This window comes from Clostridium sp. CTA-6 (assembly GCF_054768115.1).
In genome coordinates this window covers 252,145-275,725 of the sequence record NZ_BAAAAU010000003.1, presented here as the reverse complement: position 1 = coordinate 275,725, position 23,581 = coordinate 252,145, and the positions used below count along the sequence as shown (strand labels likewise).

The 23,581-nt window shown below is 29.3% G+C and carries 25 protein-coding genes and 1 riboswitch; of the genes, 17 read left to right on the top strand and 8 right to left on the bottom strand.

Going from position 1 to position 23,581, the window contains the following annotated elements; all coding sequences use genetic code 11:
* Positions 1-87: 87 nt before the first annotated feature.
* The 8 genes from ACYUDJ_RS06660 to ACYUDJ_RS06625 all read left to right on the top strand — a co-directional run bounded on the left by ACYUDJ_RS06660 (position 88) and on the right by ACYUDJ_RS06625 (position 7,746).
* Entirely contained in the window at positions 88-339 is a 252-nt protein-coding gene (locus tag ACYUDJ_RS06660; RefSeq protein WP_043031604.1) for a dihydroxyacetone kinase, read from the top strand.
* 93 nt (positions 340-432) lie between these two features.
* Positions 433-888, top strand: coding sequence for a 2-amino-4-hydroxy-6-hydroxymethyldihydropteridine diphosphokinase (gene folK, locus ACYUDJ_RS06655; RefSeq protein WP_043031606.1), 456 nt, complete (start codon positions 433-435; stop codon positions 886-888).
* Positions 889-1,188: 300 nt separating this feature from the next.
* Positions 1,189-1,629: a heat shock protein Hsp18 gene (gene hsp18, locus ACYUDJ_RS06650; RefSeq protein ID WP_043031608.1), complete on the top strand. Its 441-nt coding sequence runs from the start codon at positions 1,189-1,191 to the stop codon at positions 1,627-1,629.
* Positions 1,630-1,913: 284 nt separating this feature from the next.
* Positions 1,914-3,203, top strand: a complete 1,290-nt coding sequence (locus ACYUDJ_RS06645) for a MerR family transcriptional regulator (protein ID WP_043031610.1) — start codon at positions 1,914-1,916, stop codon at positions 3,201-3,203.
* Between the two features lie 54 nt (positions 3,204-3,257).
* Positions 3,258-4,433 (top strand): DegT/DnrJ/EryC1/StrS family aminotransferase, encoded by a 1,176-nt coding sequence (locus ACYUDJ_RS06640; RefSeq protein WP_080333492.1) that lies wholly within the window; start codon positions 3,258-3,260, stop codon positions 4,431-4,433.
* Positions 4,434-4,577: 144 nt separating this feature from the next.
* On the top strand, positions 4,578-5,699 hold the full coding sequence (locus ACYUDJ_RS06635) for a DegT/DnrJ/EryC1/StrS family aminotransferase (protein ID WP_043031612.1): 1,122 nt from the start codon (positions 4,578-4,580) through the stop codon (positions 5,697-5,699).
* A 1,358-nt stretch (positions 5,700-7,057) separates the two neighbouring features.
* Positions 7,058-7,258, top strand: a complete 201-nt coding sequence (locus ACYUDJ_RS06630; protein WP_043031615.1) for a helix-turn-helix transcriptional regulator — start codon at positions 7,058-7,060, stop codon at positions 7,256-7,258.
* Positions 7,255-7,746, top strand: a complete 492-nt coding sequence (locus tag ACYUDJ_RS06625; RefSeq protein WP_043031617.1) for a DUF6773 family protein — start codon at positions 7,255-7,257, stop codon at positions 7,744-7,746. Before ACYUDJ_RS06630 ends, ACYUDJ_RS06625 begins: the two co-directional genes overlap by 4 nt.
* 414 nt (positions 7,747-8,160) lie before the next feature.
* Here ACYUDJ_RS06625 and ACYUDJ_RS06620 read toward each other — a convergent pair whose 3' ends face one another.
* Positions 8,161-8,715 carry a flavin reductase family protein gene (locus ACYUDJ_RS06620; RefSeq protein ID WP_043031619.1) on the bottom strand — a complete coding sequence of 185 codons (555 nt, stop codon included), beginning with the start codon at positions 8,713-8,715 and terminating at the stop codon, positions 8,161-8,163.
* A 374-nt stretch (positions 8,716-9,089) separates the two neighbouring features.
* On the opposite strand from ACYUDJ_RS06620, the gene ACYUDJ_RS06615 reads away from it, so the two are divergent.
* Both ACYUDJ_RS06615 and ACYUDJ_RS06610 read left to right on the top strand, forming a co-directional pair.
* The gene (locus tag ACYUDJ_RS06615) at positions 9,090-9,626 is read left to right on the top strand and encodes an adenylate kinase family protein (protein WP_043031621.1); all 537 of its coding nucleotides are present in this window, start codon (positions 9,090-9,092) and stop codon (positions 9,624-9,626) included.
* A 399-nt stretch (positions 9,627-10,025) separates the two neighbouring features.
* Positions 10,026-10,556 carry a hypothetical protein gene (locus ACYUDJ_RS06610; RefSeq protein ID WP_043031623.1) on the top strand — a complete coding sequence of 177 codons (531 nt, stop codon included), beginning with the start codon at positions 10,026-10,028 and terminating at the stop codon, positions 10,554-10,556.
* Positions 10,557-10,871: 315 nt separating this feature from the next.
* On the opposite strand, the gene ACYUDJ_RS06605 is transcribed toward ACYUDJ_RS06610, so the two are convergent.
* Genes ACYUDJ_RS06605 through ACYUDJ_RS06595 form a run of 3 tightly spaced genes read right to left on the bottom strand, consistent with a single transcriptional unit; the run spans position 10,872 to position 13,719 of the window.
* The gene (locus tag ACYUDJ_RS06605) at positions 10,872-11,666 is read right to left on the bottom strand and encodes an ABC transporter permease subunit (RefSeq protein ID WP_043031624.1); all 795 of its coding nucleotides are present in this window, start codon (positions 11,664-11,666) and stop codon (positions 10,872-10,874) included.
* A gap of 18 nt (positions 11,667-11,684) precedes the next feature.
* The gene (locus ACYUDJ_RS06600) at positions 11,685-12,602 is read right to left on the bottom strand and encodes an ABC transporter ATP-binding protein (RefSeq protein ID WP_080333493.1); all 918 of its coding nucleotides are present in this window, start codon (positions 12,600-12,602) and stop codon (positions 11,685-11,687) included.
* Positions 12,562-13,719: a helix-turn-helix domain-containing protein gene (locus ACYUDJ_RS06595; RefSeq protein WP_043031626.1), complete on the bottom strand. Its 1,158-nt coding sequence runs from the start codon at positions 13,717-13,719 to the stop codon at positions 12,562-12,564. The genes ACYUDJ_RS06600 and ACYUDJ_RS06595 overlap by 41 nt, the downstream gene beginning before the upstream one ends.
* Positions 13,720-14,141: 422 nt before the next feature.
* Here ACYUDJ_RS06595 and ACYUDJ_RS06590 point away from each other — a divergent pair, with 422 nt between their 5' ends.
* The 6 genes from ACYUDJ_RS06590 to ACYUDJ_RS06565 all read left to right on the top strand — a co-directional run bounded on the left by ACYUDJ_RS06590 (position 14,142) and on the right by ACYUDJ_RS06565 (position 19,797).
* On the top strand, positions 14,142-14,507 hold the full coding sequence (locus tag ACYUDJ_RS06590; protein WP_043031628.1) for a hypothetical protein: 366 nt from the start codon (positions 14,142-14,144) through the stop codon (positions 14,505-14,507).
* Between the two features lie 336 nt (positions 14,508-14,843).
* Positions 14,844-14,939: riboswitch (guanidine-I (ykkC/yxkD leader) on the top strand.
* A gap of 56 nt (positions 14,940-14,995) precedes the next feature.
* The gene (locus ACYUDJ_RS06585; protein WP_043031631.1) at positions 14,996-15,703 is read left to right on the top strand and encodes a B3/B4 domain-containing protein; all 708 of its coding nucleotides are present in this window, start codon (positions 14,996-14,998) and stop codon (positions 15,701-15,703) included.
* An 18-nt stretch (positions 15,704-15,721) separates the two neighbouring features.
* Positions 15,722-16,411, top strand: a complete 690-nt coding sequence (locus ACYUDJ_RS06580) for a radical SAM protein (RefSeq protein WP_043032388.1) — start codon at positions 15,722-15,724, stop codon at positions 16,409-16,411.
* 548 nt (positions 16,412-16,959) lie between these two features.
* Positions 16,960-18,042, top strand: coding sequence for a GerAB/ArcD/ProY family transporter (locus ACYUDJ_RS06575; RefSeq protein WP_043031634.1), 1,083 nt, complete (start codon positions 16,960-16,962; stop codon positions 18,040-18,042).
* A gap of 477 nt (positions 18,043-18,519) precedes the next feature.
* Complete coding sequence (locus ACYUDJ_RS06570; protein WP_043031636.1) at positions 18,520-19,095, top strand: GNAT family N-acetyltransferase; 576 nt, start codon at positions 18,520-18,522, stop codon at positions 19,093-19,095.
* Between the two features lie 48 nt (positions 19,096-19,143).
* Positions 19,144-19,797, top strand: coding sequence for a pentapeptide repeat-containing protein (locus ACYUDJ_RS06565; protein ID WP_043031638.1), 654 nt, complete (start codon positions 19,144-19,146; stop codon positions 19,795-19,797).
* A gap of 269 nt (positions 19,798-20,066) precedes the next feature.
* Here the strand turns inward: ACYUDJ_RS06565 and ACYUDJ_RS06560 are convergent, their stop codons facing one another.
* The 4 genes from ACYUDJ_RS06560 to ACYUDJ_RS06545 form a co-directional block, all read right to left on the bottom strand.
* Positions 20,067-20,636: an NAD(P)H-dependent oxidoreductase gene (locus tag ACYUDJ_RS06560; protein ID WP_043031639.1), complete on the bottom strand. Its 570-nt coding sequence runs from the start codon at positions 20,634-20,636 to the stop codon at positions 20,067-20,069.
* 17 nt (positions 20,637-20,653) lie between these two features.
* Positions 20,654-21,208, bottom strand: a complete 555-nt coding sequence (locus ACYUDJ_RS06555; RefSeq protein ID WP_043031640.1) for a flavodoxin family protein — start codon at positions 21,206-21,208, stop codon at positions 20,654-20,656.
* Positions 21,209-21,312: 104 nt separating this feature from the next.
* The gene (locus ACYUDJ_RS06550; RefSeq protein ID WP_011948550.1) at positions 21,313-21,639 is read right to left on the bottom strand and encodes an ArsR/SmtB family transcription factor; all 327 of its coding nucleotides are present in this window, start codon (positions 21,637-21,639) and stop codon (positions 21,313-21,315) included.
* A 343-nt stretch (positions 21,640-21,982) separates the two neighbouring features.
* Positions 21,983-22,810, bottom strand: coding sequence for a MerR family DNA-binding transcriptional regulator (locus ACYUDJ_RS06545; protein WP_460289538.1), 828 nt, complete (start codon positions 22,808-22,810; stop codon positions 21,983-21,985).
* A 111-nt stretch (positions 22,811-22,921) separates the two neighbouring features.
* Here ACYUDJ_RS06545 and ACYUDJ_RS06540 point away from each other — a divergent pair, with 111 nt between their 5' ends.
* Entirely contained in the window at positions 22,922-23,545 is a 624-nt protein-coding gene (locus ACYUDJ_RS06540; RefSeq protein ID WP_043032390.1) for a GNAT family N-acetyltransferase, read from the top strand.
* Positions 23,546-23,581 lie beyond the last annotated feature (36 nt).

Here is a 23,581-nt window from a genome sequence, read left to right as displayed (position 1 = left end):
TGTATCTTCTGATTTTTAGGTCTGTAAGATAAATTTATATAATAAAAGAAAAAATTAGAATTTGTAAAACGGAAAAGGAGAATGACTATGCTTGAATACAGATTTGATACGCAGTTATTAATTGAAGGAGAAAATCTTTCAGAAGATAAAATAAATGAGTATATTACAAAAAACATTGAAGGTGACTGCTTACTTGCAGTTGGTGATGAGGAATTGATCAAAATTCATTTTCATACAAATACTCCATGGAAAGTGCTTGAGTATTGTGCTTCATTAGGTGATATTCATGATATTGTTGTAGAAAATATGGAACGACAATCTAATGGGTATCACGGTTAATAAATATAAATCTTTGTTTATTAAAAGGTTTCAAAAATCTGAGAGTGCTATAAATAAGATATATATATATAATCCTTAAGGAGATGATAATATATGCATACAGCTTATGTGGCCTTTGGAAGTAATATAGGTGAAAAAGAAAATTACATAAAAAGGGCCTTAGAAAAAATAGAGGAAAGAGAAATAAAAATAATTAAAGTATCTCCTATATATGAAACAGAACCCTATGGAGTATTAGATCAAGATAGTTTTTTAAATGGAGTAGTAAAAATAGAAACTAATTTAACTCCAGAAGATTTAATAGGGGAGCTTTTAAACATAGAAAAACAGTTAGATAGAGTAAGAGAAAGAAGATGGGGACCTAGAACTATAGATTTAGATATTATTTTTTATGATGATTTAATAATAAATGAAAAAGATTTAGTTATTCCTCATAAGGATATGGAAAACAGAGAGTTTGTACTAAAACCTTTGTGCGATATAGATGAAAATTTTATACATCCGGTTTTAAAAAAATCAGTAAGAGAATTGTATGATAGGCTGAAGTAAATATTTCTAGTTTATTTTTATTATATTCCTCTAATAATAATTATATAGCCTGATACTATATTAATGTTTAATATAAACAGAGTTCTTGGCTTCAGAGAGAGCTTTTACTCCCACTAAAGCTTATTAACAGACTTCTTAGGAGTTTTACTCCTTAGAAGTCGTTATCCTTTAGGAGAAATTGTTATCCAGGGACATAGTCGCTCTAATACTCCCACTTTGAAAAAGATGGGAGTATTAGAGCGGGTAGTCATCGGATAAAAGGAACAAAACACCTAAATTAAACAAAGGAGGAATTTAATAATGTTTGAACTGATTCCTTTTAGAGAAGATGATTTAGCTAGACACGATGATTTTTTTTCACCATTTGTAAAGAAATTCTTTAGTGATGATTACTTTACAGAAATGAGTAATATTCATAAAAACTTTAATGTGGATTTAAAGGAGACAGATGAAAACTATTTAATAGAAGCGGATCTTCCAGGAACAAAAAAAGAGGATATATCTATAGATTTTCATAACAATTATTTAGTAATCAATGCAAAAAGACAAGAATCAGTAGAAGATAAAAAAGAAAACTATGTTAGGCGTGAAAGACATTATGGTGAATTTAAGAGAAATTTCTATATGGATAATGCTGATGAAAATAAAATAGATGCTTCATTTAATAATGGAGTTTTGAAGATTACTATTGCTAAAACAAACCAAGATAACAGCAAAAGAAAAAAGATTGAGATACATTAAAAATGTAGATTTTAAAAATAACTATTGCTCATTACCTTACGTCATGTGTTAATATAATATTATAAATTAGTGTAGGATATATATCCTACACTAATTTATTACATAATTTTGCACAGTTAAATGAACTGTAGAGTTTTTTAGATTCTGAAATAGTTCATAAAAATAATTATATCGGTTAATTAAAATATTTTTAATTTTATCTTAATGAAGATTAATTAAAGTTAGTAATAAAAATTATTAATAATAATTCCTACACATAATATATTATTGCAGAGGTGATTAATATGAAAGATACCTCAAAAAAATTATTTACCACAGGAGAATTTGCTAAAAAAGCTGGAGTAACCATAAGGACTTTAAGATATTATGACAAAATAGGGTTATTAGTTCCCAGTAGCCATAATGAATTAGGTCATAGATTGTACAGCAAAGAGGATTTTGGTAAACTACAAAAGATATTAACTCTTAAATTTATAGGGCTTTCCCTAGAGGATATAGCTAATATAATGAAGTATGATTTGAATCATAAAGATTTTAAAAAGTCTTTAGAAATTCAAAAGGAAATAATGAAGAAAAAAATAAAGCATATACAATCTATTATAAAAGCTATAGATGAAGCGGCAGATACCATAGATTTTAATAAAGAAATGGATTGGGATAAGTTTATAAATATAATAAGTGCCATAAATTCTGATAAAAATTGGACTCAGCAATATGAAAATGCATCAAACTTAAGGGCAAGAATAGCTATTCATGAGCTTTTTAGTACAAATAAAGAAGGTTGGATGCCATGGTTTTTTAAAGAATTAAAGCAGGAATTAAGTATGATGAGTTCAAACTATAAAAATTATAATAAAAAAATAAGTAATGAGAATATATCAGAATTAAGTAATTTAGACTTAAAGCAGCCTAATATAAAAATATTAGAGCTAGGTTGTGGTGATGCTAGTCTTTGGAATAAAAATTTTAATCATATCCCCTCAAATTGGGAAATAACATTAACAGATTTTTCAGATGGTATGCTAAAGGACGCTAAAAAAAATTTAGGAGAAAAAAGAAGTAGATTTAATTTTAAAATTGTAAATGCAGAAAATATTCCTTTTGAAGAGGAAAGTTTCGATGTAGTTATAGCAAATCATATGCTTTATCATGTACCCAATATAAATAAAGCTTTAAAAGAAATAAATAGGGTATTAAAAAGTGAGGGTATTTTATTTGCCTCCACTGTTGGTAAAAATCACATGAAAGAAATAAGAGAAATAATTTCTACATTTGATATATATAGTTTAACCAGTGAGAGCTGGGAGATTACAGATAGTTTTCAATTAGAAAATGGATTAAAAATTGTATCAGAATATTTTAATATGGTAGAATTGAAAAGATATAAAGATAATTTAAAGGTGACAGATCCTGTATATATATTAGACTATATATTTTCCATGCCAGGAAACAATAAAGTGAATTTATCTTCAAAGGATTTAAAAAAGATTTATGATTATTTAGAAGATAATATAAAGGAAAAAGAAAATATTTATATAACAAAGGATACAGGATATTTTAAAGGTAATAAATAAATAAAAATTATTTTAAAATAAAAAATTAATTGTTAAATGAAGGGAAGGATTATAATGAAAAAGATACCATTTTCACCACCAGATATTACAGAAAGAGAAATAGATGCAGTAGTAGAGGTGTTAAAATCTGGTTGGATAACTTCAGGTCCTAAAACACAACAATTTGAAAATAATTTAGCAGAGTATTGTCATACAAATAAAGCTGTAGCAGTATCTAGTGCCTCAGCAGGATTAGAACTTGTATTAAAAGAGTTTGATATAAAAGAAGGAGATGAAGTGATAACTACTCCTTATACTTATACAGCTACAGCAAGTGTATGTTTGCATAGAGGTGTAAAACCAAAATTTGTAGATGTAGCAAAAGATAGTTTTTTAATAGATATAGAAAAATTAGCAGATGCAATAACATCAAAAACTAAAGCTATATATACAGTAGATTTTGCAGGAGTGCCTGTAGATTATGATGCTATTAAAGAAGTTTTAAAAGCTAAAGGTCGTGAAGATATAATCTTAGTATCAGATTCAGCACATTCTTTAGGTGCTATCTATAAGGGTAAAAAAGTTGGAGGTCAAGTAGATTTCCATGTATTCTCATTTCATGCAGTAAAAAACCTTACAACAGCAGAAGGTGGAGCAATAACTTTTGGAGATAATAGTTTTAAAGGAAGAGAAGATTTACACAAAGATTTTAAATTACAATCTTTACATGGTCAATCAAAGGATGCTCTATCAAAGATGAAAGCTGGAGCTTGGGAATATGATATAGTAACAGATGGACATAAATGCAATATGACAGATATGGGATCAGCTATAGGTTTAGTTCAGCTTACAAGATACGAAGAAATGCTAAGAAAAAGAGAAGCTATATTTGATACTTATACAAAAGTGTTAGCTGAAAAAGAGTGGGCTATAATACCATTTAAAAAAGATGAAACTAAAGAAACTTCATATCATATATATCCACTAAGAATAAAAGGATTTAAAGAAGCTGAAAGAAATGAAGTAATAAAAATATTAGCTGAAAAAGATATAGCAACAAATGTACATTTTAAACCACTACCAATGTTTACATTATATAAAAATTTAGGATACAATATAGAAGACTATCCAAATGCATATGCACAATATGCTAATGAGATTTCTTTACCAGTATATTCTACATTATCTTTAGAAGATGCAGAATATGTAGCTAAAGAACTTGTAGCTGCAGTAGAAAAAGTAATGAAATAATTAATAGCTCATTGTAGTTAAAATATTTATTAAATTATAAGTAAGTAGAAATATTTACTTATAATTTAATGTAATGAAGTAAGCAAAGCTGAAATAGAAAAATTTTGATTATTAAATAAAAATAAAAAAGAAAGAGTGATATAAGTGAAGGTTAACTTTTATACATCTAAAAGAGAATATTTAGAAAAAAAAGCTGAATTTGATAAAGCTATATTTGATGTAGTAGAAAGTGGAAGTTTTATACTTGGACCACAAGTTAAAAACTTTGAAGAAGCTATAAAAGAATATACAGGAGCAAAACATGCTATAGGCGTAGCATCAGGTACAGATGCTTTAGTAATTGCCTCTCATATTTTAGGTTTTGAAAATGGAGCTGAAGTTATAACTTCACCATTTACATTCTTAGCATCTACATCTTGTATAGCTAAACATAGAGCTACACCTGTATTTGTAGATATAGACGAAGAAACTTTTGAAATGGATTTAAATCAAATAGAATCAAAAGTAAATTCTAAAACAAAGGGAATACTTCCAATTCATTTATTTTCACAAATGAATAACATGGATAAAATAATGGAAATAGCAAATAAAAATGATTTAAGAGTTTTAGAAGACGCAGCAGAAGCCTTTGGAATGAGATGGAAAGGTGATGGAGACAGCTATAGACATTCAGGAACTATAGGAGATATGGGTATATTTTCATTCTTCCCAACTAAAACATTAGGTGGATATGGTGACGGAGGTATGATAGTTACTAATAGTGATGAATTAGCAGAAAGAACTAGAATGTTTAGAGTACATGGAGCATCTAAAAAATATCACTATGATTATATAGGATATAATTCAAGATTAGATAGTATGCAAGCTGCTGTACTTTCAGTAAAATTAAAATATATAAATGATGCTATTAAAAAGAGAGAAGAAATAGCTAATATGTATATGGAAAAATTACAGGATTGTGAATATGTAAGGTTCCCTAAAATAAAAGGAGATCAAAAACCAGTATATTATGTATTCAATATACGTGCTGAAAGAAGAGATGAACTGGTAGCTTACTTAAAAGAAAATGAAATAGGAAATAGTATTTACTATCCAATACCATTACACATGCAAAAATGTTTCAGTTACTTAGGACATAAAGAAGGAGACTTCCCAGTAGCAGAAAAAGTATCAAAAGAAATATTAGCATTACCAATATATCCAGAATTAAAAGAAGAAGAAGTAGATTTTGTTTGTGAAACAATAAAGAAATTCTACAGAAAATAAGGAAATTGCGACTAAGCAGCTTTTAAAGGTTGAAAATTAAAACAAGAAATACTTTTGTTCAATAGATAGCTATAAAAATAAAGAATACTAATATTTGTGCCCTAATATTTAAGCTAATGCTCTAATGCCACGTCCTGTGACAACAGAGCTAAGTAAACGTCCTGTTTACTTCACGCTTAAATATTAGTTCACAAATAAAGTATTCTTATTATTTTTACAGATATCTATTTTCTCTAAAAGTATTTCTTGTTTTAATAACTTTAGAGGCTGTTATAGTAATTTTAGAATAGATAGTAGAGAAAATAAGAAAATTACTATTTAAAGTATATAATACCTTTGTTTTAAAAAAGGATATGTGGCGAGATCAGCAACTCACTTCAATAAGAGATTCTAATTTGCTTTTTCTTAAAATATATGGTTCCAAATTGTAACTCGCTGAACTCTCAAACAACAATCTGGAACATACATATATTTTGCAAAAATAAATAAGAATCTCTAATTTTGTTTAAATGCCTTTTACACCACATATCCCCCTTTTAATAGGCTGAAGTTAGTATAGTTCTCTTAATATCTTTAAAGGGTGTTGTAGTAATTTCCAACTGAAAAAACCTGCAAATTTAAAGAAAAAGAAATAAATTCTTAAAATCATGTATTCCATGGTAGTCACAGTGCTGAATATATACAGTCAAATATTGAAAAACATCTAAAATTTTATGGATGCTAATATATTAAGAATACCACTCACGTTTGGTAGGTAACGGGTTATATTTAATATGATACTCTTTGAAAGCAGCGTACAAAATATAAAAGAATCATTCTAAAACACCACATTATTCACGGATTGAATTGTGGGGTGTTTTTATGTCGCAGTCTGAAATAAAGGCGGCGTAACTTTTGAAAATGTAGATACGAATAATGTTCTTTGAAAATTGAATAATACGGTGTTAAGAAGTAAAAACATTTTATATTTACTACCAAAACAACCATTGGTCGGTGCATAAATATGATATAATTACTATTAGTTAAATCACAATAGTAATTAACTGTGAAGTAAAGATTATTTGTATAATGAGCAGATAAATAGTAATTTGTTGATCAGATTTGATCTTCGGGTTATTTATATAATGGACAGGAGTATCACATGGCTATAGCAAGGTTGGGCTATTTCAGTGTAACAAGGTATTTATATTTTCTAAAAGTGACATAAACCCCACAAGAGTATTTAGAATTGCTACTGTGGGGTTTTTTCTTTTGACATAGAAAGTGGTTGTCATAAAAATTTAACAAACATAAATGCAAAATATATTTTACATTATGCAATGTATAATGTATACTAAGACTATGAAAGGTGGCATTTTATGAAAAATAAGAGAATGAAAATCGCCCGAATGGAATTTGATATGAAGCAGGAGGACTTGGCAAAAGCCGTAGGCGTTACCCGACAAACTATCGGGCTGATAGAATCAGGGGAATATAACCCCACGCTAAACCTTTGTATAGCGATTTGTAAGGAGCTTGGCAAAACATTAAATGATTTATTTTGGGAGGAATCGAAATGAAAAATCAAAATTCGCAAGACGAAAGAGTTGTAGCGCAACGCCGCAAAATAAATAGTGAAGCATACGGCATTTTAATGATTGCGCTTTTCTGTTCAATGCTCGTACAGCAGTTTCTGTTGAACGCTCCGTTTGAGCAGTATGCCGTTGAGTTTATATGCTTCTTCGGAATGTCCCTTTACATGATAATACGGTACATGACCTTGGGACTTAACATATACGGCGAAGGAAAACGTGCTAAAGCCATCCCTTTTGTGTACAGTATAGTAGCCGGAATTGTAGTAACAACGATTAACGGGGTTTTGAACTATACACAGTACGCAGAACAATATAAGGAAGATGGTATAGGTTATTTTATTGCCGTCTTGGCAATTACTTTTATCAGCGCAACCGTTTCGGTTTTTGTTGTACTGTCTTGCCTTAATTATCTGAACAAGAAAAAACAGGCAAAAATTCAAAAACAGTTAGACGAAAAAGAACAGGACGAATAGCTGTGTTTTTTTTCCGTTAATAAGCATACTACGGAGTTCAGCTTTGCCTCCAAAGGCGTAGAATATGTTTAGCTCCCATTTATGAGCATAATACGAAGCTGACAAATTACAATTTATAGAGTTGAAATAACATGATTTTAGCTTTAGTTATATCGTATCGTTCTTATTTAATGTCAAACAATAAAAAACGAATAATTATTTTGAATACCGTATTATTCATAATTGAATTCTACGGTGTTTTTACGTTGCAATACAAAGATTATGCATCACAACAGATGATGCTATAAAGTTATTGTTTTATTACGGTTCTGTTAAAGAATATTGCTACTTTCTTAACGTGACATTATTATCCACATATATGGCAACAAATATAAAAGTCAAAAGGACTACCTTATGAGGATAGCCCCTATTTAACTATTTAGGTAGTATTTCTAGACCTGTTTTAAATAAAGTACCTACGTCTTTGCCTAAATCATAATAATTTGAGCCCATCATCATTAGTGGGTTAATTTTTAATGGGTCAGGTTTGCCATCTGTCATACATTCCTCATTAACGTATACAGCTTCTATTTCTCCTAAAAACATTTGAAAATCAAAGACAGGAATGGTTTGGATAACTTTACATAGAAAATTCATCGTGCATTCTTCAGCCATTGGTGCTTTTCCAATTTCATTATAAAATGATGTAAATAAATTAGACTTGTCTGTTTTATGCCCTGATACTATACCACAATAATCGGTCTTTTGAACCAAGTCCGCAGAAGGTATGTTGACACTGAAGTAACCATTTTCCTTAATACCTAAAGTTGTGTAGTGACTATCCTTAAGCGATACATATAGCACTGGCTTAAGGCTTACTACTCCGCATGCACCTACAGTGACATAATTAGGATTCCCATTCACATCTCCTCCTACAAGTATAGTAGGAAACGGGCCAAAAGGTCTGTTTTGTAATTTAATCTTTTTCAATTTGACACCTCCATTTCTTAATTCCCATGGTAAACAGCATTAATATTATAATGGTAATTCACAAAAAAGTATAGATTTTTCTTTTCAATGAGTTATGCTACTGTAATAGTATGCCCTCAAGTCAATATGTTTATTGTCTTGCTTTTAATGTGCATAGTTCATAATATGAAATAAATGCGACGTAAGTTTTAATTTCAGACTACGAACAATGTTCTTTGAAAACTGAATAATACGGTATTAAAAAATAAAAGTTATCTCAAGTATATTGAAAATTAGTACAAAAAAGTGGCAAATATGATAAACTTTCCTTATGAACTAAGTCATAGTTGTAAATTATTCTGAACAAAATTATTTATTTTTTAGGAGTGAAAATGATGATAATATGGATAAATGGCTCTTTTGGAATTGGAAAAACAACAATATCAAATGAGTTAAATAAAAAAATAATAAATTCTTTTATATATGACCCTGAAATGGCAGGAGAATTTATTTGGAATAATTCCCCCGATTGTATTAGCAGAAAAGGAGACTTTCAAGATATACCATTGTGGCGTGATTTTAACTATCAGATGTTAAAATATTTACATGAAAATTATTCTGGAACAATCATAGTTCCAATGACATTGGTAAATAAAGAGTATTATAGTCAAATTATTGATAGATTGATTACTGATGGCATTCTTATTCATCATTATATCTTGGAAGGTTCAAAATCTATTATATTAAGCAGATTGTTAGAAAGAGGTGAAGCAGATAATTTATGGGCTTCCCAGCAAATAGATAGATGTTTAATTTCATTTGAAAAAGACATTAGAGGTATAAAAATTGATACAAATAATTTGAGCATTGAAGAAATAGTTATGTTTATTTTAGAAGAAAGTTATGATCATATAAATTCTCAAAATGAATAAAACATTTAGTTAAGATATTTCGTAATGTTCTTATTTAACGTCACAAATAAAAAAACGAACAGTTTACTCAAACACCGCATTATTTATGAATTGAATTTTGAGGTGTTTTTATGTCGCAATACAAACATATTAAGTAGTAAAATTATATATTTTTTTATTTTATAAAAGGAGGAGTAGGTTGTGGGGAAAAGTTTATCAGAAATATAATGAATTCCAGGGACTGTAATTATATGTTATAATTTCTGTAGTAGTTAAGTTATGATTGGAATTATATTAGATGCTAAGTAAGTAATAATAGAAAGGATATAACATGATACAATTTTAGTATTGATTAAATTAAAATTGTAATATATAACTATTCCTTATTAAAGTATAAATTTCTTTGAGGTGAAGTTGAGAATGAAAAAAAAAGTAGAATATTTATATGATAAGGATAATATTCTTAAGGTGATAATAAATATTAAAAAAGGCTTCTTAGGAACTAGTGGATATCTTTTGTTTTCAATTTTTATGCTACCAGTGGGACTGTTTATAATTTTGGATATGCTGCTGGAGGCACTGAGTTTAAAACTTTTTCAATGGCCTTTGAAAGATATACTTCTAATGTTATTTGTAGCTGGTCTTGCCGTTTATATAGGGTGTATGTCCCTTTACCAATGGATAAGATATAATTTTGGAAAAGAAATTTTAATACTTAATAATAAAGATAAAAGCTTAAAGTATCAACAATTAGTACTTGGTTTTGGAAAAATAAGAGTTTTTGATTATTGTAATATTTCAAAAATAATAGCGGAATCGGAAGATGGTAGATATGAAGAATATTATTGTTGTTTAATACATCAAGAAAAAAAGTTTAAATTTGGGATTGTAAATGGCATTAAAGAAGGGAACATTATAGCAATGAGGATAAACGATTTTATTATTAGGTGATTAGTTTTAGAATCTCCTTATCTAACGTAATAACTTAAAAACTGAATAATTTACTCAAACACCGCATTATTCAAATTTGAATTTTGCGGTGTTTTTCTGTCGTAATCCGAAAATATTCTGAACTAAGTTTAGTCGTGAACAGTCAAGTCTTCCTTATATGCTAATCATATAATTCAAATCAGCACCTAAGATAGCTGTCTTCTCCGTGTGTTTTTTAAAAATAATATTTTTTCAATATATTTACTAGTACTCTTTCGTCAAAAACATAAAAATTAATTATGTGAGGAACAAAATTAAAAGGTTAATAGTACATATCTAAATTAGTTTCTCAGGAATAAACTTAGAGGAAATCCTTTTTATCAATATATAATCAAGTATCAAGAGAACACCGCCACCTATAAGCATTACAACTTTGCTAAGCAAAAGCACACCTGTCATTTGAGCCACTAATATAAGAATCACTGGAATGACAAGAAGGCCGCTTACTTGCTGTGCTTCTTGGAAGGTTTCTGATTTTGACGATACCATCACAGTAAATATTAACGATAATAAATTGATCGCAGGGGAAATCCAAAGTATGATTATAAGCCATTTTACATCTGGAAAAATAAGTTCTCCAAAATAGATAAAACCACCTACATTAAATATGATGCCAAATACTATAAATGAAATCAAAGTCACCATGTAAGAGGGCACAAAAACACCTAAAATCTTGGCTCTAAGCAGTTGTTCCATGGATATTGGTGTGTAAAGCAGAGACTCTAGGGTTTTATGTTCCTTTTCTCCCACAAAACTACTGGCTCCAATAACTCCTGAACACATTATTGGAATTATAAGAAAGTATGATGGAAACATAAAGTTTAGCGTTACTTTTATTAAAAGTTGGGCTGGAGTATATGTTTTATATTCAGAAGGTAATTTTTTTATAAGAGGAGCTATCTTTGTAAACATACTTGAATCATTTCCAATATAGTTAGCACTTATCAATATTGCTAGGGGGATGATTACAATCAAAACAATTGGTACAATAGTCATAGGAATAATAACCCGTTTTGAACTTGTTATTTCATTTATATCTTTATATATCAATGCTTTTTCATTTCTATTCATATTCTAACTACTCCTTAACTATAATTTCACATCATTAGATGTACCTTTTATATATTTAAAGTACAATTGTTCCAAAGACCATTTCTGCTGTACAGCCTCATAAATTTCTCCACCACTTGTCAGTATGTTTTGTATTAGAGTATTTACCTCCTTGTCTCCTGAAATAGATTTGTTATATATATCATTACCTTCATGGATAAATCCAAATTCTTTAGAAATATTTTTTCCTCTAATTTTTAATCGAAGGGCTGCATTTTTCCTTGAAGCAAGTTCATCAAATGTACCTAGACCAAGGATATTGCCGTTATTTATAAAGCCATATAGTGTACAAATATCTTCAGCATATTTTAATTGATGGGTACAAAGAAAGATTGTAACCTGATTTTCCTCTGCAAGTTCTTTTATAAGTCTTGTAACATTCAGTGCATTTTCTGGGTCTAAGCCAGAAGTAGGTTCATCAAGAAATAAAATCTGAGGATCGTGAATTAATGCCAAGCCTAAAGAAATTCTCTTTCTCATTCCTGTGCTGAAAGATTTTACCTTTTTATTCTTTACATCTAGTAACTCTAACCTTTTCAATATAAAATTAGTACGTTCATTAAGTAATTTTTCACCAATTCCATGCATTTTTCCAAAGAATATTAAATTTTCTTCTGCAGTAAGATTTTCATAACAGGAGGAACTTTCGGTCATAACTCCACATAATCTATGGATCTCAAGATCATTTTTCCCCACAGGTATCCCTAAAATTTCAGCATGTCCTGATGTTGCTGAAAGAACTCCATTAAGGATTCTAACTGTAGTGGTTTTTCCTGAACCATTAGGGCCAAGAAAGCCAAATATCTCACCCTTTGGTATACTTAGACTTATATTTCTTAGCGCATTAGTTTGCCCATCATAAGATTTTTTTAGATTCTCTATATTTATTGCATTCACTTTTTTCACCTAACTTTTCTTTCAATTTTTTAACAAGTAAATTATATCGTTCATCTTCTCTTAAGGGTTCAAATGCAGGATTTAGATCAACTGTATCGACAAAACTTTTCTTAATTGTTATCTCATCGACGGGAGTGGTTGTTCCAATAAAATTATTATCTTCAAGCCACTTACCTACATGAGTAAAATATTCATTTTCTTTAAAACTCAATGGAAATTGGATACTGCAAACAGTGTTCATATATCGCTCTAATGCATCTATTGCCTTTTCTTTCTCTTGCTCTATCAAATACCCTTGTGCAGCAACGATATGAATTGCAAAAACGTCATTTGTCAAAATCTCTTTTAACTGAAAAGAATCAATAATCTGAATGCCTTGAGAATAAATCTTTTCAAACAAAACTGGGTCCATCATGTTTAAGGAAAGATAATTGTTTAGAAGTGTTAATGTGTTTATTACATTATTGTAAAGTAGTATTTGATTCACTTTATTTGCCTCGGCAGTTTTCCCCTGCATCTGATACGCATTAATCAGTATGACATCATCTCCTCTATATGGATCTAATTTATTATCCAATAAGCGAATAACTTCTTCGCTATTTCCCAATGCTATCTCTGCCAATGCTTCCATAGTATTTGCATTTTTTATGTAAGAAATGTTTTCTGATTCCTCTTTTATTCTCCTACTTAGCAATATACATTGCTGAAAAATTTCTTTTTTTATTGCATCATTTTTTATCAGATTGGAATAGTTTAATAATAATTGAATAATAGAAAGCAAAAAAGGAAAACAAGAATAGTATTTTTTTATTAATTTATTACACTGTTCCATTACTTCATCAAATGGCTTTACAGCAAATTCATGAGAGAGTTTACTATAAATTTTTTTAATATCTTCCTTTGTAAGTTGTGGAGAATATCCCAATAATTCATCCACTGAAATATTAAAATAAGTTGCAAGCTCAGGAAGAAACAAAATATCGGGATAACTTAATCCAGATTCCCATTTGGAAACAGATGCTTTAGAAACTCCAATGTAATTTGCCAACTGTTCCTGAGTTATTCCTTTTTCTTTTCTCTTATGAATAATGCACTTACCTATATTTAATCCTCTCAAATTTATCACCTCTAATAATATTTTATGTGTTGACCTATTCCCTGTAAATAGATTTGTAGTTGATCTTAGTGGAAAAAGTTAACTTGCAGGAAACTTATTTTAATAATTAAAGCCCTGCTTTTTTTATTAAGAAAGGCTAATGTAAATAACCTTTAATTCACAATTTCTAAGGAGCGTAACTCTATATAATGATTATTGCCAATCTAAATTAGATATATGTAGGGATTCTAATCTTTATAGCTCTATTTATTTTATCCGATGACTACCCGCATAGAAGTTCTATGAACGTCATAGAGCTTTTATATGTTATAATTTACTTAAAGTATACAAATAAATTAGAATTTGTCAGTGAGCTAGTTTCGGTTAAGAACAATTTTATTATAATACAAGCTAGATAAATTATGAATTTGAGGTGAAATGCTATGGACAAATATACAAAAGAAGAATTGATAGAAGCACTACGAGTTGTATCCTCAACTATCAGTAAATGTGAAAAAATACAGCCCAAATTTGAGGAGGGTACTTCTCAGCACACACTCCTTAAGAACAGGATAAAAGCGATGTATGTTTCAAAATCATTAATAACAGATGAAAATGTTATGGACAAATATACAAAAGAAGAATTGATAGAAGCACTACGCCCAGTATCTTCAGTTATCAGCAAATGTGAAAAAGCACAGTTAAAATTTGAGGAGGGTACCTCTAATCACAAGCGCTTTAAGAACATAATAAAAGCGATGTATATTTCAAAATCATTAATAACAGATGAAATTAGTAAAAGAGGTTAATTACAGTTTGTTGATGAGCTTATTAGTTCGTAGACTATTAAGTTAAAAAGATAAATAACATATTAGAAAATCGCATTATTCAGAGCATTTTTAAAGTAAGTCAGATTGGTAAGATTTTGCATCACAACAATAAGAGGTGAGATATAATGTTCAATACTTTAAGTTATATCGGTGAAAAACTTAATAGTTCAAATATAGTGTGGGGAGCCGGTGCTTCTATTAGTTAAGCCACAGTGGTAAAATTTTGCCAAGGAAGGCATATAGTTGATTCAATTTTAATATTATGCTAAAATTAGTTTATAATTTTTAGACTTGTAAATGACAATTTAATTACATATCTAAGTTTTCTAGGGTTCCGCAGTTTGTAATTGGCAGGTCCGAGAGAAAACACACAGTTGACTGTGTACACGGAGGGATAAAAGCCTGGGAGATATTTAATAATATTTCTATGGCTTTTTTATTTTTTATTGTTAAGGAGGTATATTTTAATGAAAAAATTTGTTGTTGAAGATGACTTTTGGAATCTATTCCCCAATGCAAGGATTGGTGTTGTTGTTTGCCATGGCATAGATAACTCTATAAAAGATAAAGACAAATATAAGGATATGATTTATAATTCAGAAAAGGAAGCCTTAAAATATTTGAAGAATGAGCAATTCAGCAGTAACGAAGTTATAAAAGTATGGAGAGAGGCGTTTCAAAAATTTAAAACAAAGAAAGGTGCAAGGTCATCCATTGAGGCATTACTAAAGCGAGTGCATAATGGGAACCATTTAGGAACTATTAATCCTCTAGTTGATATTTACAACTCTATTTCATTAAGATATGGATTGCCCTGCGGTGGTGAGGATATCGATACATTTGTTGGAGATATAAGATTGACCAAGGCAGTTGGAAATGAAAATTTTGTTACATTAGGAACGGATGAAAATGCACCACCATATGAAGGCGAAATAGTATATAAAGATAATGAAGGAGCAATTTGCAGATGCTTTAATTGGCGCGAGTCAGTAAGAACAATGCTCACTGAGAATACAAAAAATGCTTTTTTGTGCATTGAATTAATTGATGGAAGAAGATTAAAAGAGTTTGAGAATGCTTTAAAAGATTTAACAAAAACAGTACAGGATAATTTAGGTGGAACATGTAAGATTTCAATTCTTGATATTAACAATAAGGAAGTATCAATAAAGTAATTTGAGGAGGATAAGGTGATTGGTGATTTCAGTTATAAGGATATTTATATTGAAGATGGAAGAAGGGTACTGGAAGTTAACATACTTCCAGAAAAGTATTGTAACTTTGACTGCATATTTTGGCCTATTGGAAGGTCGCAAAATAAGGTAGATACCCAAAAGTCATTTGATAAAATAGATAGTTCATTGATTGAACTAGAAAGCATGATAGAAAATACAAAAGCAGAATTAATCTTTATTAACTCAAAAGGAGAAGCCTTAGTAAATGATAAAATTGGTGATATTGTTGACCTTATTAAAGTCAAAGGGTTACCTGTAAGACTGCTTTCTAATGGATATTTACTAGGTAGAGATGAATATATAAAAATTGCTAATAAATGTGATGAGGTTATTGGAGAGATAAAAGTAATAACAGAAGAAGATTTTCAAAAAATTCAAAGACCAATTGATGGGTATACGTTAGTAGAATATATTTCAAATATGGCTTCCTTTAATAAACAATACAAAGGGAAATTTATATTCGAAATTACTATCATTAAGGGATATAACGATGATGAAGAATCAATTAAGAAGATAAAAAATATTATTAAGGAAATATCTCCCAATAAGATAATTATTGCAAGAATAGAAGATGAAAGATTTAAGAAAAAACTTGGTATAACTGATGAAAGATTTGAGGAAATTCCAAATTCATTACTAAATATTTAGTAATGCTAATACATAATATTCTTATTTTAACGCAACAACTGAAAAAAAGAACAATTTGCATGGGCACCACATTATTGAAAATTGAATTTTGTGGTGTTTTTGCGTGGCAATACAAAGAAATGAAGAACAAAAGCTATATTTTATAAAAACTTTTTTATGCACTAGATTTGCAATTTAAATATTTTTACAAAAAAGTATGTAGGGGTTCCCTTCTCAACTAAAGTCGAAAGTTTTTACACTCACATTCTTATGGATAATATAATTAAATTTAAGAAATTTGCACATAATATATGATAAATATATACGAATTATATAAAAATGAGAGATATAGTCTAGGTATAGATGTTGGATTAAAAGAATTTGCCATAATGAGTGATGGAAAAATTTTAAATAATCTTAAATAGAATGTAATAAAAGGTACATTGACTAGAGGGGTTGGAACAACCTTGATAGTATGAGTAAACTTGTATCATTAGATATATCGACCACAAAGTTACCATCTTCTATAAGCAGTGGTGATTTGTGTAAAAGTTTAGGAGAGAACCATAATGGAAAATAAAAGTAATAATGTGTTAACTACAGACCAAACTATGGCCATAATAGTAGGATCTATGATAGGAATAGGAATATTATCTCTTCCAGCTGATTTAACTAAAATAGCTGAAAATGATGGATGGATTGGAGTAGTTATAGGAAGCTTATATCCTTTTTATATAGTACTTTGTGCTATATTAATATTTAAAGATAATTCTTACCACAACACCAATATAGTGGAAATAAGCAAGAACTATTTTGGGAAAATTTTAGGTAGTGTATTTTCTTTTGTATTTGCTTTCCAATTTTTTATTTATATAATTATTACCACTGCTAGTATAAGTAATTTATTAAGAGTTCATTTAGTTTTATTTTTAGAGCAATATAAATTAGCCATCCCAATACTATTAATTTCAGTATATGCTGCCTCTAAAGGCATAAAATCCTTAGGTATAATAAATGAAATTATTTTTTATGCAGCTATCCCATTAATTTTAATAACTTTTTTGGCAATAAAGCAAGGGAATATTCGCAATATTCAACCTATATTAGCAGCTCCATTTTCCTCTATTTTAAAGGCTAGTATAGAGACTGTATATTCTTTTTTAGGTATAGAATTTATTTTTTTAATAGTTCCTTTAATGAAGGATAAAACTAAGATAAAAAGTTCCTTTTTAAAAAGTACATCAATTGTAGTTGTTGTGTATATATGGCTAAGTTTTATATCCATATATTATTTAGGTCCAGATGTAGCAAAAAATTTGTATTGGCCTACGTTATCTCTTGCAGAAACAATTTATGCACCTGGTATAAGTAATTTTAAACTTGTGTTTATGTTTTTATGGAACAGTTTAATATTTCAAACCATAGCTAATCAGAATTATTTTTTCTATTATTCACTGTCCAACATTTCAAAAAAAATAAATCCTAATATCTTATATAGTATAGTATTTATCTTCGCTGCTATAATTGTTAGTAGGTTAGATAGTTTTATAACTCTTACAAAGATCAGTAAATATATTAATATATTTTATTTAACATTTAATTTAATTTTTATAACCAGTATAACTATTATAAAAATTATAAAAAGCAGATGAAAAAATTAACTAACTCGCGAATAAATTTGGGTTTTCTTGTGAGTATTTGTTAATATACCAAGAGAATAAAAGGGGGTGCCAACTCTTTAGTAATCTATTTGATGGAAATAAAGGAATGCACATTGATATATTGATACAACTGAAAAAATGAACAATTCATAAAAAACACCGTATTATTCATTTGAATTCTACGGTGCTTTTACGTTATACTTCAAATATATAAAGCAATAAAATTATATCCTTTTCGTCAGAACTTAGTACAAGTCAAACTTATTGTAAAATACTAGATAAAGCTGTTTTACATTTATTGCAAAAGCAATCCTCCATTAGCATGTAAATGTGATATAATTACCATTATCTAAGCTGAAATAGTAAAATTATATGCAACGATATATATACATCCTGATCATGAAGGTATAGATGCTTTAAATTTGGCTTATCTTGAGTAACTAAATTATACATGCGGAGGTGAAAATAATGAACTTCAATGAAATGAATATTTCAACAGAAAGATTAACATTAAGAGGTATTAAAATTTCTGATGAAGAGTCGATATTTAAATACCGCTCAAATCCACAAATATATAAATTTCAGAGTTGGAAACCACAAACGCTCGAAGAAGTAAAAGAATTTATTTGTGAAAAAACTGCTAAAATTCCGAATATACCAGATACATGGTATCAACTTGTAATTTTGATTAAGGAAACTGATGAATTAATAGGGGATGTAGGAATTCATTTTATAGACTCAGATAACTTACAGGTAGAAATAGGATTTACCTTATCTTTAGAGCATCAATGCAAAGGATATGCTACTGAAGCTGTTATTAGCGTAATAAATTACTTATTTAATAATTTAAAAAAACATAGAATAATTGCTTCAGTTGATCCCAGAAATATAAAATCTATAGCATTGCTTGAAAGAATTCAAATGAGAAAAGAGGCACATTTTAAAAAAAGCTTTTGGTTTAATAATGAATGGGCAGACGATGTAGTATATGCAATTTTAAAAGAGGAATGGGATAACCAAAAAGCAAAAAGCAACAATGGATAAAATGTGAGGTGAGTATATAATTTCTATTGAAAGGAAGTTAATAAAGCTATGAGTATTATTAATCCACGAATTCCAGCAGATCTGATAAGGATAGAAGATTTTTTATCATATGCACAGCCATATTTATATGAGGAGATACCAATAACGCAGACAAAGATTTACGAAGAACATATTGAACATTTTGATTTTTACAAAAGCGAAATCAATACAAGCATTTTCGAAAACTGTACATTCCTTGATTGCAGTTTTGAAGGAGCAAGCTTTGTTGATGTTGTATTCCAAAATTGTAATCTATCAAACAGTAATTTTGCAGACGCATATTTCGAAAGGTGTCAGTTTATTACCTGCAAATGTGTAGGAGTAAATATGAGCGATACTATTTTCAAGCAGACATCTATGCAAGGATCAAATTTTCAATATTCCTATTTCGATAAAGCTAAAATGACAGATGTTGCTTTTGAGGATATAGATTTCACTGAGGTATCTATAACTGAAGCCAAATTGAAGAGATTCGAAGTAAAAAACTCCAACTTTATTAAAAACAACTTCTTTAAGACAATGTTGGCAGGTGTTGATTTTACAAAAAATGAGCTTATTGCTCCGACGGTATCTTCACCTCCCATTGAATTTCAAGGAGCCAAAATTAGTATGGTTCAGGCGGCTGACTTAATTGGTCTTTGGGGAATCATTGTTGAGCAGTAATTAAATATAATTTTCATTAGGAAATTAATGGGTTATGAGCAAAGCATTTAATCGATATAATTGAACACACTAAATAAAATATGTCTTATGTAGAATCAGGATAGCTTTGCCTTGATTGACTTGAGCCATCCTGATTTTTCTTTCACCTTTTTTATGCAAGGATATGCCATATAATTTTGTTATTTAATTTGATGATACCAGATATGCTAAGAAAAACTAGGAAACACTATTCTGCTCTAGGATATTGTGGATATGAATTGAGTTCAAACTTAAATATCAATTGCCAACCTTTGCAAAAATTTCTCCCTCTTCACCTGAGCCCCCTTAGAAACATCCCCGCAGTGGAGCCACTTAGCATTTTTAATTCCAATACCTTTTAATGTAGTATTGATAAATGTTTTCTGAATCAGATTGCCAGCAAAATACTTTAAATACCAACGGGGAGATTGGCCCGTTGTTATCACTTTGGCAGATTTAATATGAGTTAACTTTCCCTTTAAACCTGTATTTGATTCTGTATATGCAAAATTTTTTAACATAACTTTATCAAGAAAACCTTTAAAGATAGCAGGGGTATCGTACCACCAAAGTGGAAATATAAAAATAATTTCATCTGTTTTTTTTAACATGTTTTGATATTTGGTTACTAAAGGATCCTTATGTTGTCCTTTTGAATACAAAGCTAATTCTCCTTCGGTCATAACAGGGTTAAAATTCTCTTTATTTAAATCAATTACCTGGTATTCATTTTTCCTTTGTTCTAAAACAGTTGTTACTGTATCCAGTATAGCCTTATTAAAACTTCTGTGCCATGGATGTGCAAATACAATTGTTACCATCTTGAAACACCTCTCAATTAATATTTTAAAATGTCTGCTCCCAATGTATAGGCAGCTTTTTTAGATTGCTCATTTTCAGAAATCTGAACCTTATATGTGCTTACATTAAGATTTTGTATGAATTCCATACCAAGATATTGTGAAAGCATAGTGATGGATTGTACGATATTTTTAACTCCTGAATTAGCTTCACTGCTATCTCCATAGGTGGTTAGCAATACAATTTTTTTGTTTAATAAAGTATTATAATCTACTGCATATAGCCTGTCTAAAAAAGTTTTTAACTGTGCAGCCATATTAAAAACATAGACAGGGGTTGCCAAAACCAAAACATCTGCTTTTTCTACACTTTTATAAATATCCTGCATATCATCTTTTAATACACATTGATTTTGACTGCTTTTTTTGCAGGCATTGCAGCCTGTACAATATTGTATATTTTTTGCTTGAAGATAAATTGTTTCTATTTCAACCTGGGATGTTAGGCCCTCTAAACCTTTTAAATATTCTTTCAATAAAATAGCCGTATTGCCTTGATTTCGCGGGCTTGCTAGAACAGATAGTATGTTCATATTTATTCCTTCCTCTCAATTAAATTGGTGAACATATGAATACTTTAGTGCACACATATGCACATTATAATGTTTTTAAAAAGGCAAGACTGCCTTTTTAAATTTTACTGACGTATTAATTTTTTTAAATTTGTTGCTGTCAATTCAAATTTTTCAAGAATATACTTATCGTTCAATTCATAAAAAATACTTCTATTTTCTTTTGTTTTATTGACTATGCCATGTCTATGCATTAAGTCTAAATGTCTTGAAATAACTGAACGGTCCTGTGCAAAATTTTCAGAAATATCTTTGATATTATTAGCACCGTTAATAGCCAGGTATTTTATAATATCACATCGCACTGGATCAAACAAAGTCTTAAAAAATTCAAAATCAATGCTTTCTTCTATTTCTTTGGTACATTCTAAAATTAAATCTTTCTTATCCATACATATCACCTAATTAAGATTATATATGCACATATATGCATCTGTCAATAATAATTTATATATATTATTATGAACCATTTATACAATCCAGTTGATTACGATGTCATCGGTATAAAATTGGGCTAAATATCTTCCTCAATTTCCAATGTAAAAGAATATTATGGCGAAAGTATATTCTTAATAGTAGTTCCTATAGGAATTCTAATCGATTACTTTGGATGGTCCGCTATATCAGATAATCCCGTTAGTATTGCTAGAATACTCAGAGTTGTCATTATGATTTTCGCCATTTTACTGGCATAATTATTTTGATATTGATTGTTCAAATAGAATGTATTGGTCTTCAAATTGGATTTTGGGGAAAGTATATTTCTACAAAATATTCGTGTTCCATACTTTTATGAAGTAGCGCAAAGTTGTATTTTACTAATAGGGTAGAATTGTATAAGTCAAAATGACGGCATAATTTATATAGATATTCCATTAAATCCTTTTTTACACCCCAGAACATAATATTGGAATAATATCCTGTTACACGATGCTGTGCCACAATGTTATGTTCAGCTGCAAATATAAATTGCTTTTGAAGTATAGTTGTATTTATTGTACTGTCAGAAAATGAAAAACCAATTACCTCGTCATTCTCTACTATTGTTCCATCCGACTCGCTATGATAGAAAGCCCATTGCTCTAAAGATTCTATCCCTTCTGTCTGTTGTGATTTAGTATCTTCGTGCAGTAATGTTCCCAAATCTATTCTATAGATGGTAATATCAATTTCTTTATAAACTGAAGCAGTAGAAAATGTGTAATCGTTTTTAAATTTAGAAATAGTAGTAAGTAACTCTAGCATATCCTCAGCATATTGATCAAGTTGATTTAATAGCCTTTTTTCTTCGTTTATACGTTCCTTCTGTTCTTTTACCATTGATAAATATCCATCGATACTTTCCGAATCTATTCTTTCTTTCATTTGATCTAGGGGGATTTTCATATATTTTCCAATTAAAATCATTTCTAGGATATCCAGATGTTCTAAGGAGTAGTAACGATAATCATTTTGAGGATCAATAATTGGCCTTAACAATCCTTTTCGGTCGTAGTGACGTAAAGTATCAAGTGATATGCCATATAATTTACTTACTTGTCTAATACGTAGTAATCCCTGCATTTTATCCTCCTTAAAAAATTTAACAACACCAATTGACTCTTGAGTAGCTCAATGGTTTATTTTAATTATAGTACCTAAAAAAATTTAATTTGTAAAGGGGACAATATGCTGATGGACAATATTTATATTGAGAAGTATCAAAATACCGATTTTAGAGATGTAATTGCTTTATTAGTACAATCTTTTAAAAGCAAGTTTTGCCAACACCAAAAGCTAAGTGATAATGATATAGAAAATATTTTGTACGCTTCTTGGCATCTCAAAGCTGATGATCCCGCATATCTTCATTTTGTAGCTAAGCAAGACAAAAAGGTAGTTGGCGTAATTCTAATGCGTTGCAGCAAAACAGAAAATACTAATGAAGACATTCCTATTATATCGCTATGTAGACGATATGGTGTCTACAATGTTATAATGATGTACACCAAAATGGTAATGTTAGAAGATTACAAACTAAATGAAGGAGAGTGCTATATAGAGCATATTGCGGTCGATGGAACCTGTCGTGGAAAAGGAATTGGCATGTTACTTCTTCAGCATGGAGAACAGGCATTATTAGATAGAGGGTATACATCTTATACATTAGCAGTTGCTGGAGGAAACCCTGCAAAACACCTTTATTGCCGATTTGGTTTTGAGGATATAAAAAAGATAAAAAGTCCCTTAAAGGGATACTTTGTTGGAGAATCTCGATGGACTATAATGCAGAAGGCTTATAATTATAAGTATCGGTAATATCGGTGTTTTGATTTTTATAAATCAAGCCGCCTT

Coding starts and splice junctions, on each gene's coding strand:
- ACYUDJ_RS06570 (WP_043031636.1), top strand. CDS start 18,520: ATGAACTTCAATGAAATGAATATTTCAACAGAAAGATTAACATTAAGA.
- ACYUDJ_RS06615 (WP_043031621.1), top strand. CDS start 9,090: ATGATAATATGGATAAATGGCTCTTTTGGAATTGGAAAAACAACAATA.
- ACYUDJ_RS06610 (WP_043031623.1), top strand. CDS start 10,026: ATGAAAAAAAAAGTAGAATATTTATATGATAAGGATAATATTCTTAAG.
- ACYUDJ_RS06585 (WP_043031631.1), top strand. CDS start 14,996: ATGAAAAAATTTGTTGTTGAAGATGACTTTTGGAATCTATTCCCCAAT.
- ACYUDJ_RS06540 (WP_043032390.1), top strand. CDS start 22,922: ATGGACAATATTTATATTGAGAAGTATCAAAATACCGATTTTAGAGAT.
- ACYUDJ_RS06550 (WP_011948550.1), bottom strand. CDS start 21,639: ATGGATAAGAAAGATTTAATTTTAGAATGTACCAAAGAAATAGAAGAA.
- ACYUDJ_RS06630 (WP_043031615.1), top strand. CDS start 7,058: ATGAAAAATAAGAGAATGAAAATCGCCCGAATGGAATTTGATATGAAG.
- folK (WP_043031606.1), top strand. CDS start 433: ATGCATACAGCTTATGTGGCCTTTGGAAGTAATATAGGTGAAAAAGAA.
- ACYUDJ_RS06625 (WP_043031617.1), top strand. CDS start 7,255: ATGAAAAATCAAAATTCGCAAGACGAAAGAGTTGTAGCGCAACGCCGC.
- ACYUDJ_RS06605 (WP_043031624.1), bottom strand. CDS start 11,666: ATGAATAGAAATGAAAAAGCATTGATATATAAAGATATAAATGAAATA.
- ACYUDJ_RS06560 (WP_043031639.1), bottom strand. CDS start 20,636: ATGGTAACAATTGTATTTGCACATCCATGGCACAGAAGTTTTAATAAG.
- ACYUDJ_RS06575 (WP_043031634.1), top strand. CDS start 16,960: ATGGAAAATAAAAGTAATAATGTGTTAACTACAGACCAAACTATGGCC.
- hsp18 (WP_043031608.1), top strand. CDS start 1,189: ATGTTTGAACTGATTCCTTTTAGAGAAGATGATTTAGCTAGACACGAT.
- ACYUDJ_RS06590 (WP_043031628.1), top strand. CDS start 14,142: ATGGACAAATATACAAAAGAAGAATTGATAGAAGCACTACGAGTTGTA.
- ACYUDJ_RS06545 (WP_460289538.1), bottom strand. CDS start 22,810: ATGCAGGGATTACTACGTATTAGACAAGTAAGTAAATTATATGGCATA.
- ACYUDJ_RS06645 (WP_043031610.1), top strand. CDS start 1,914: ATGAAAGATACCTCAAAAAAATTATTTACCACAGGAGAATTTGCTAAA.
- ACYUDJ_RS06640 (WP_080333492.1), top strand. CDS start 3,258: ATGAAAAAGATACCATTTTCACCACCAGATATTACAGAAAGAGAAATA.
- ACYUDJ_RS06565 (WP_043031638.1), top strand. CDS start 19,144: ATGAGTATTATTAATCCACGAATTCCAGCAGATCTGATAAGGATAGAA.
- ACYUDJ_RS06660 (WP_043031604.1), top strand. CDS start 88: ATGCTTGAATACAGATTTGATACGCAGTTATTAATTGAAGGAGAAAAT.
- ACYUDJ_RS06555 (WP_043031640.1), bottom strand. CDS start 21,208: ATGAACATACTATCTGTTCTAGCAAGCCCGCGAAATCAAGGCAATACG.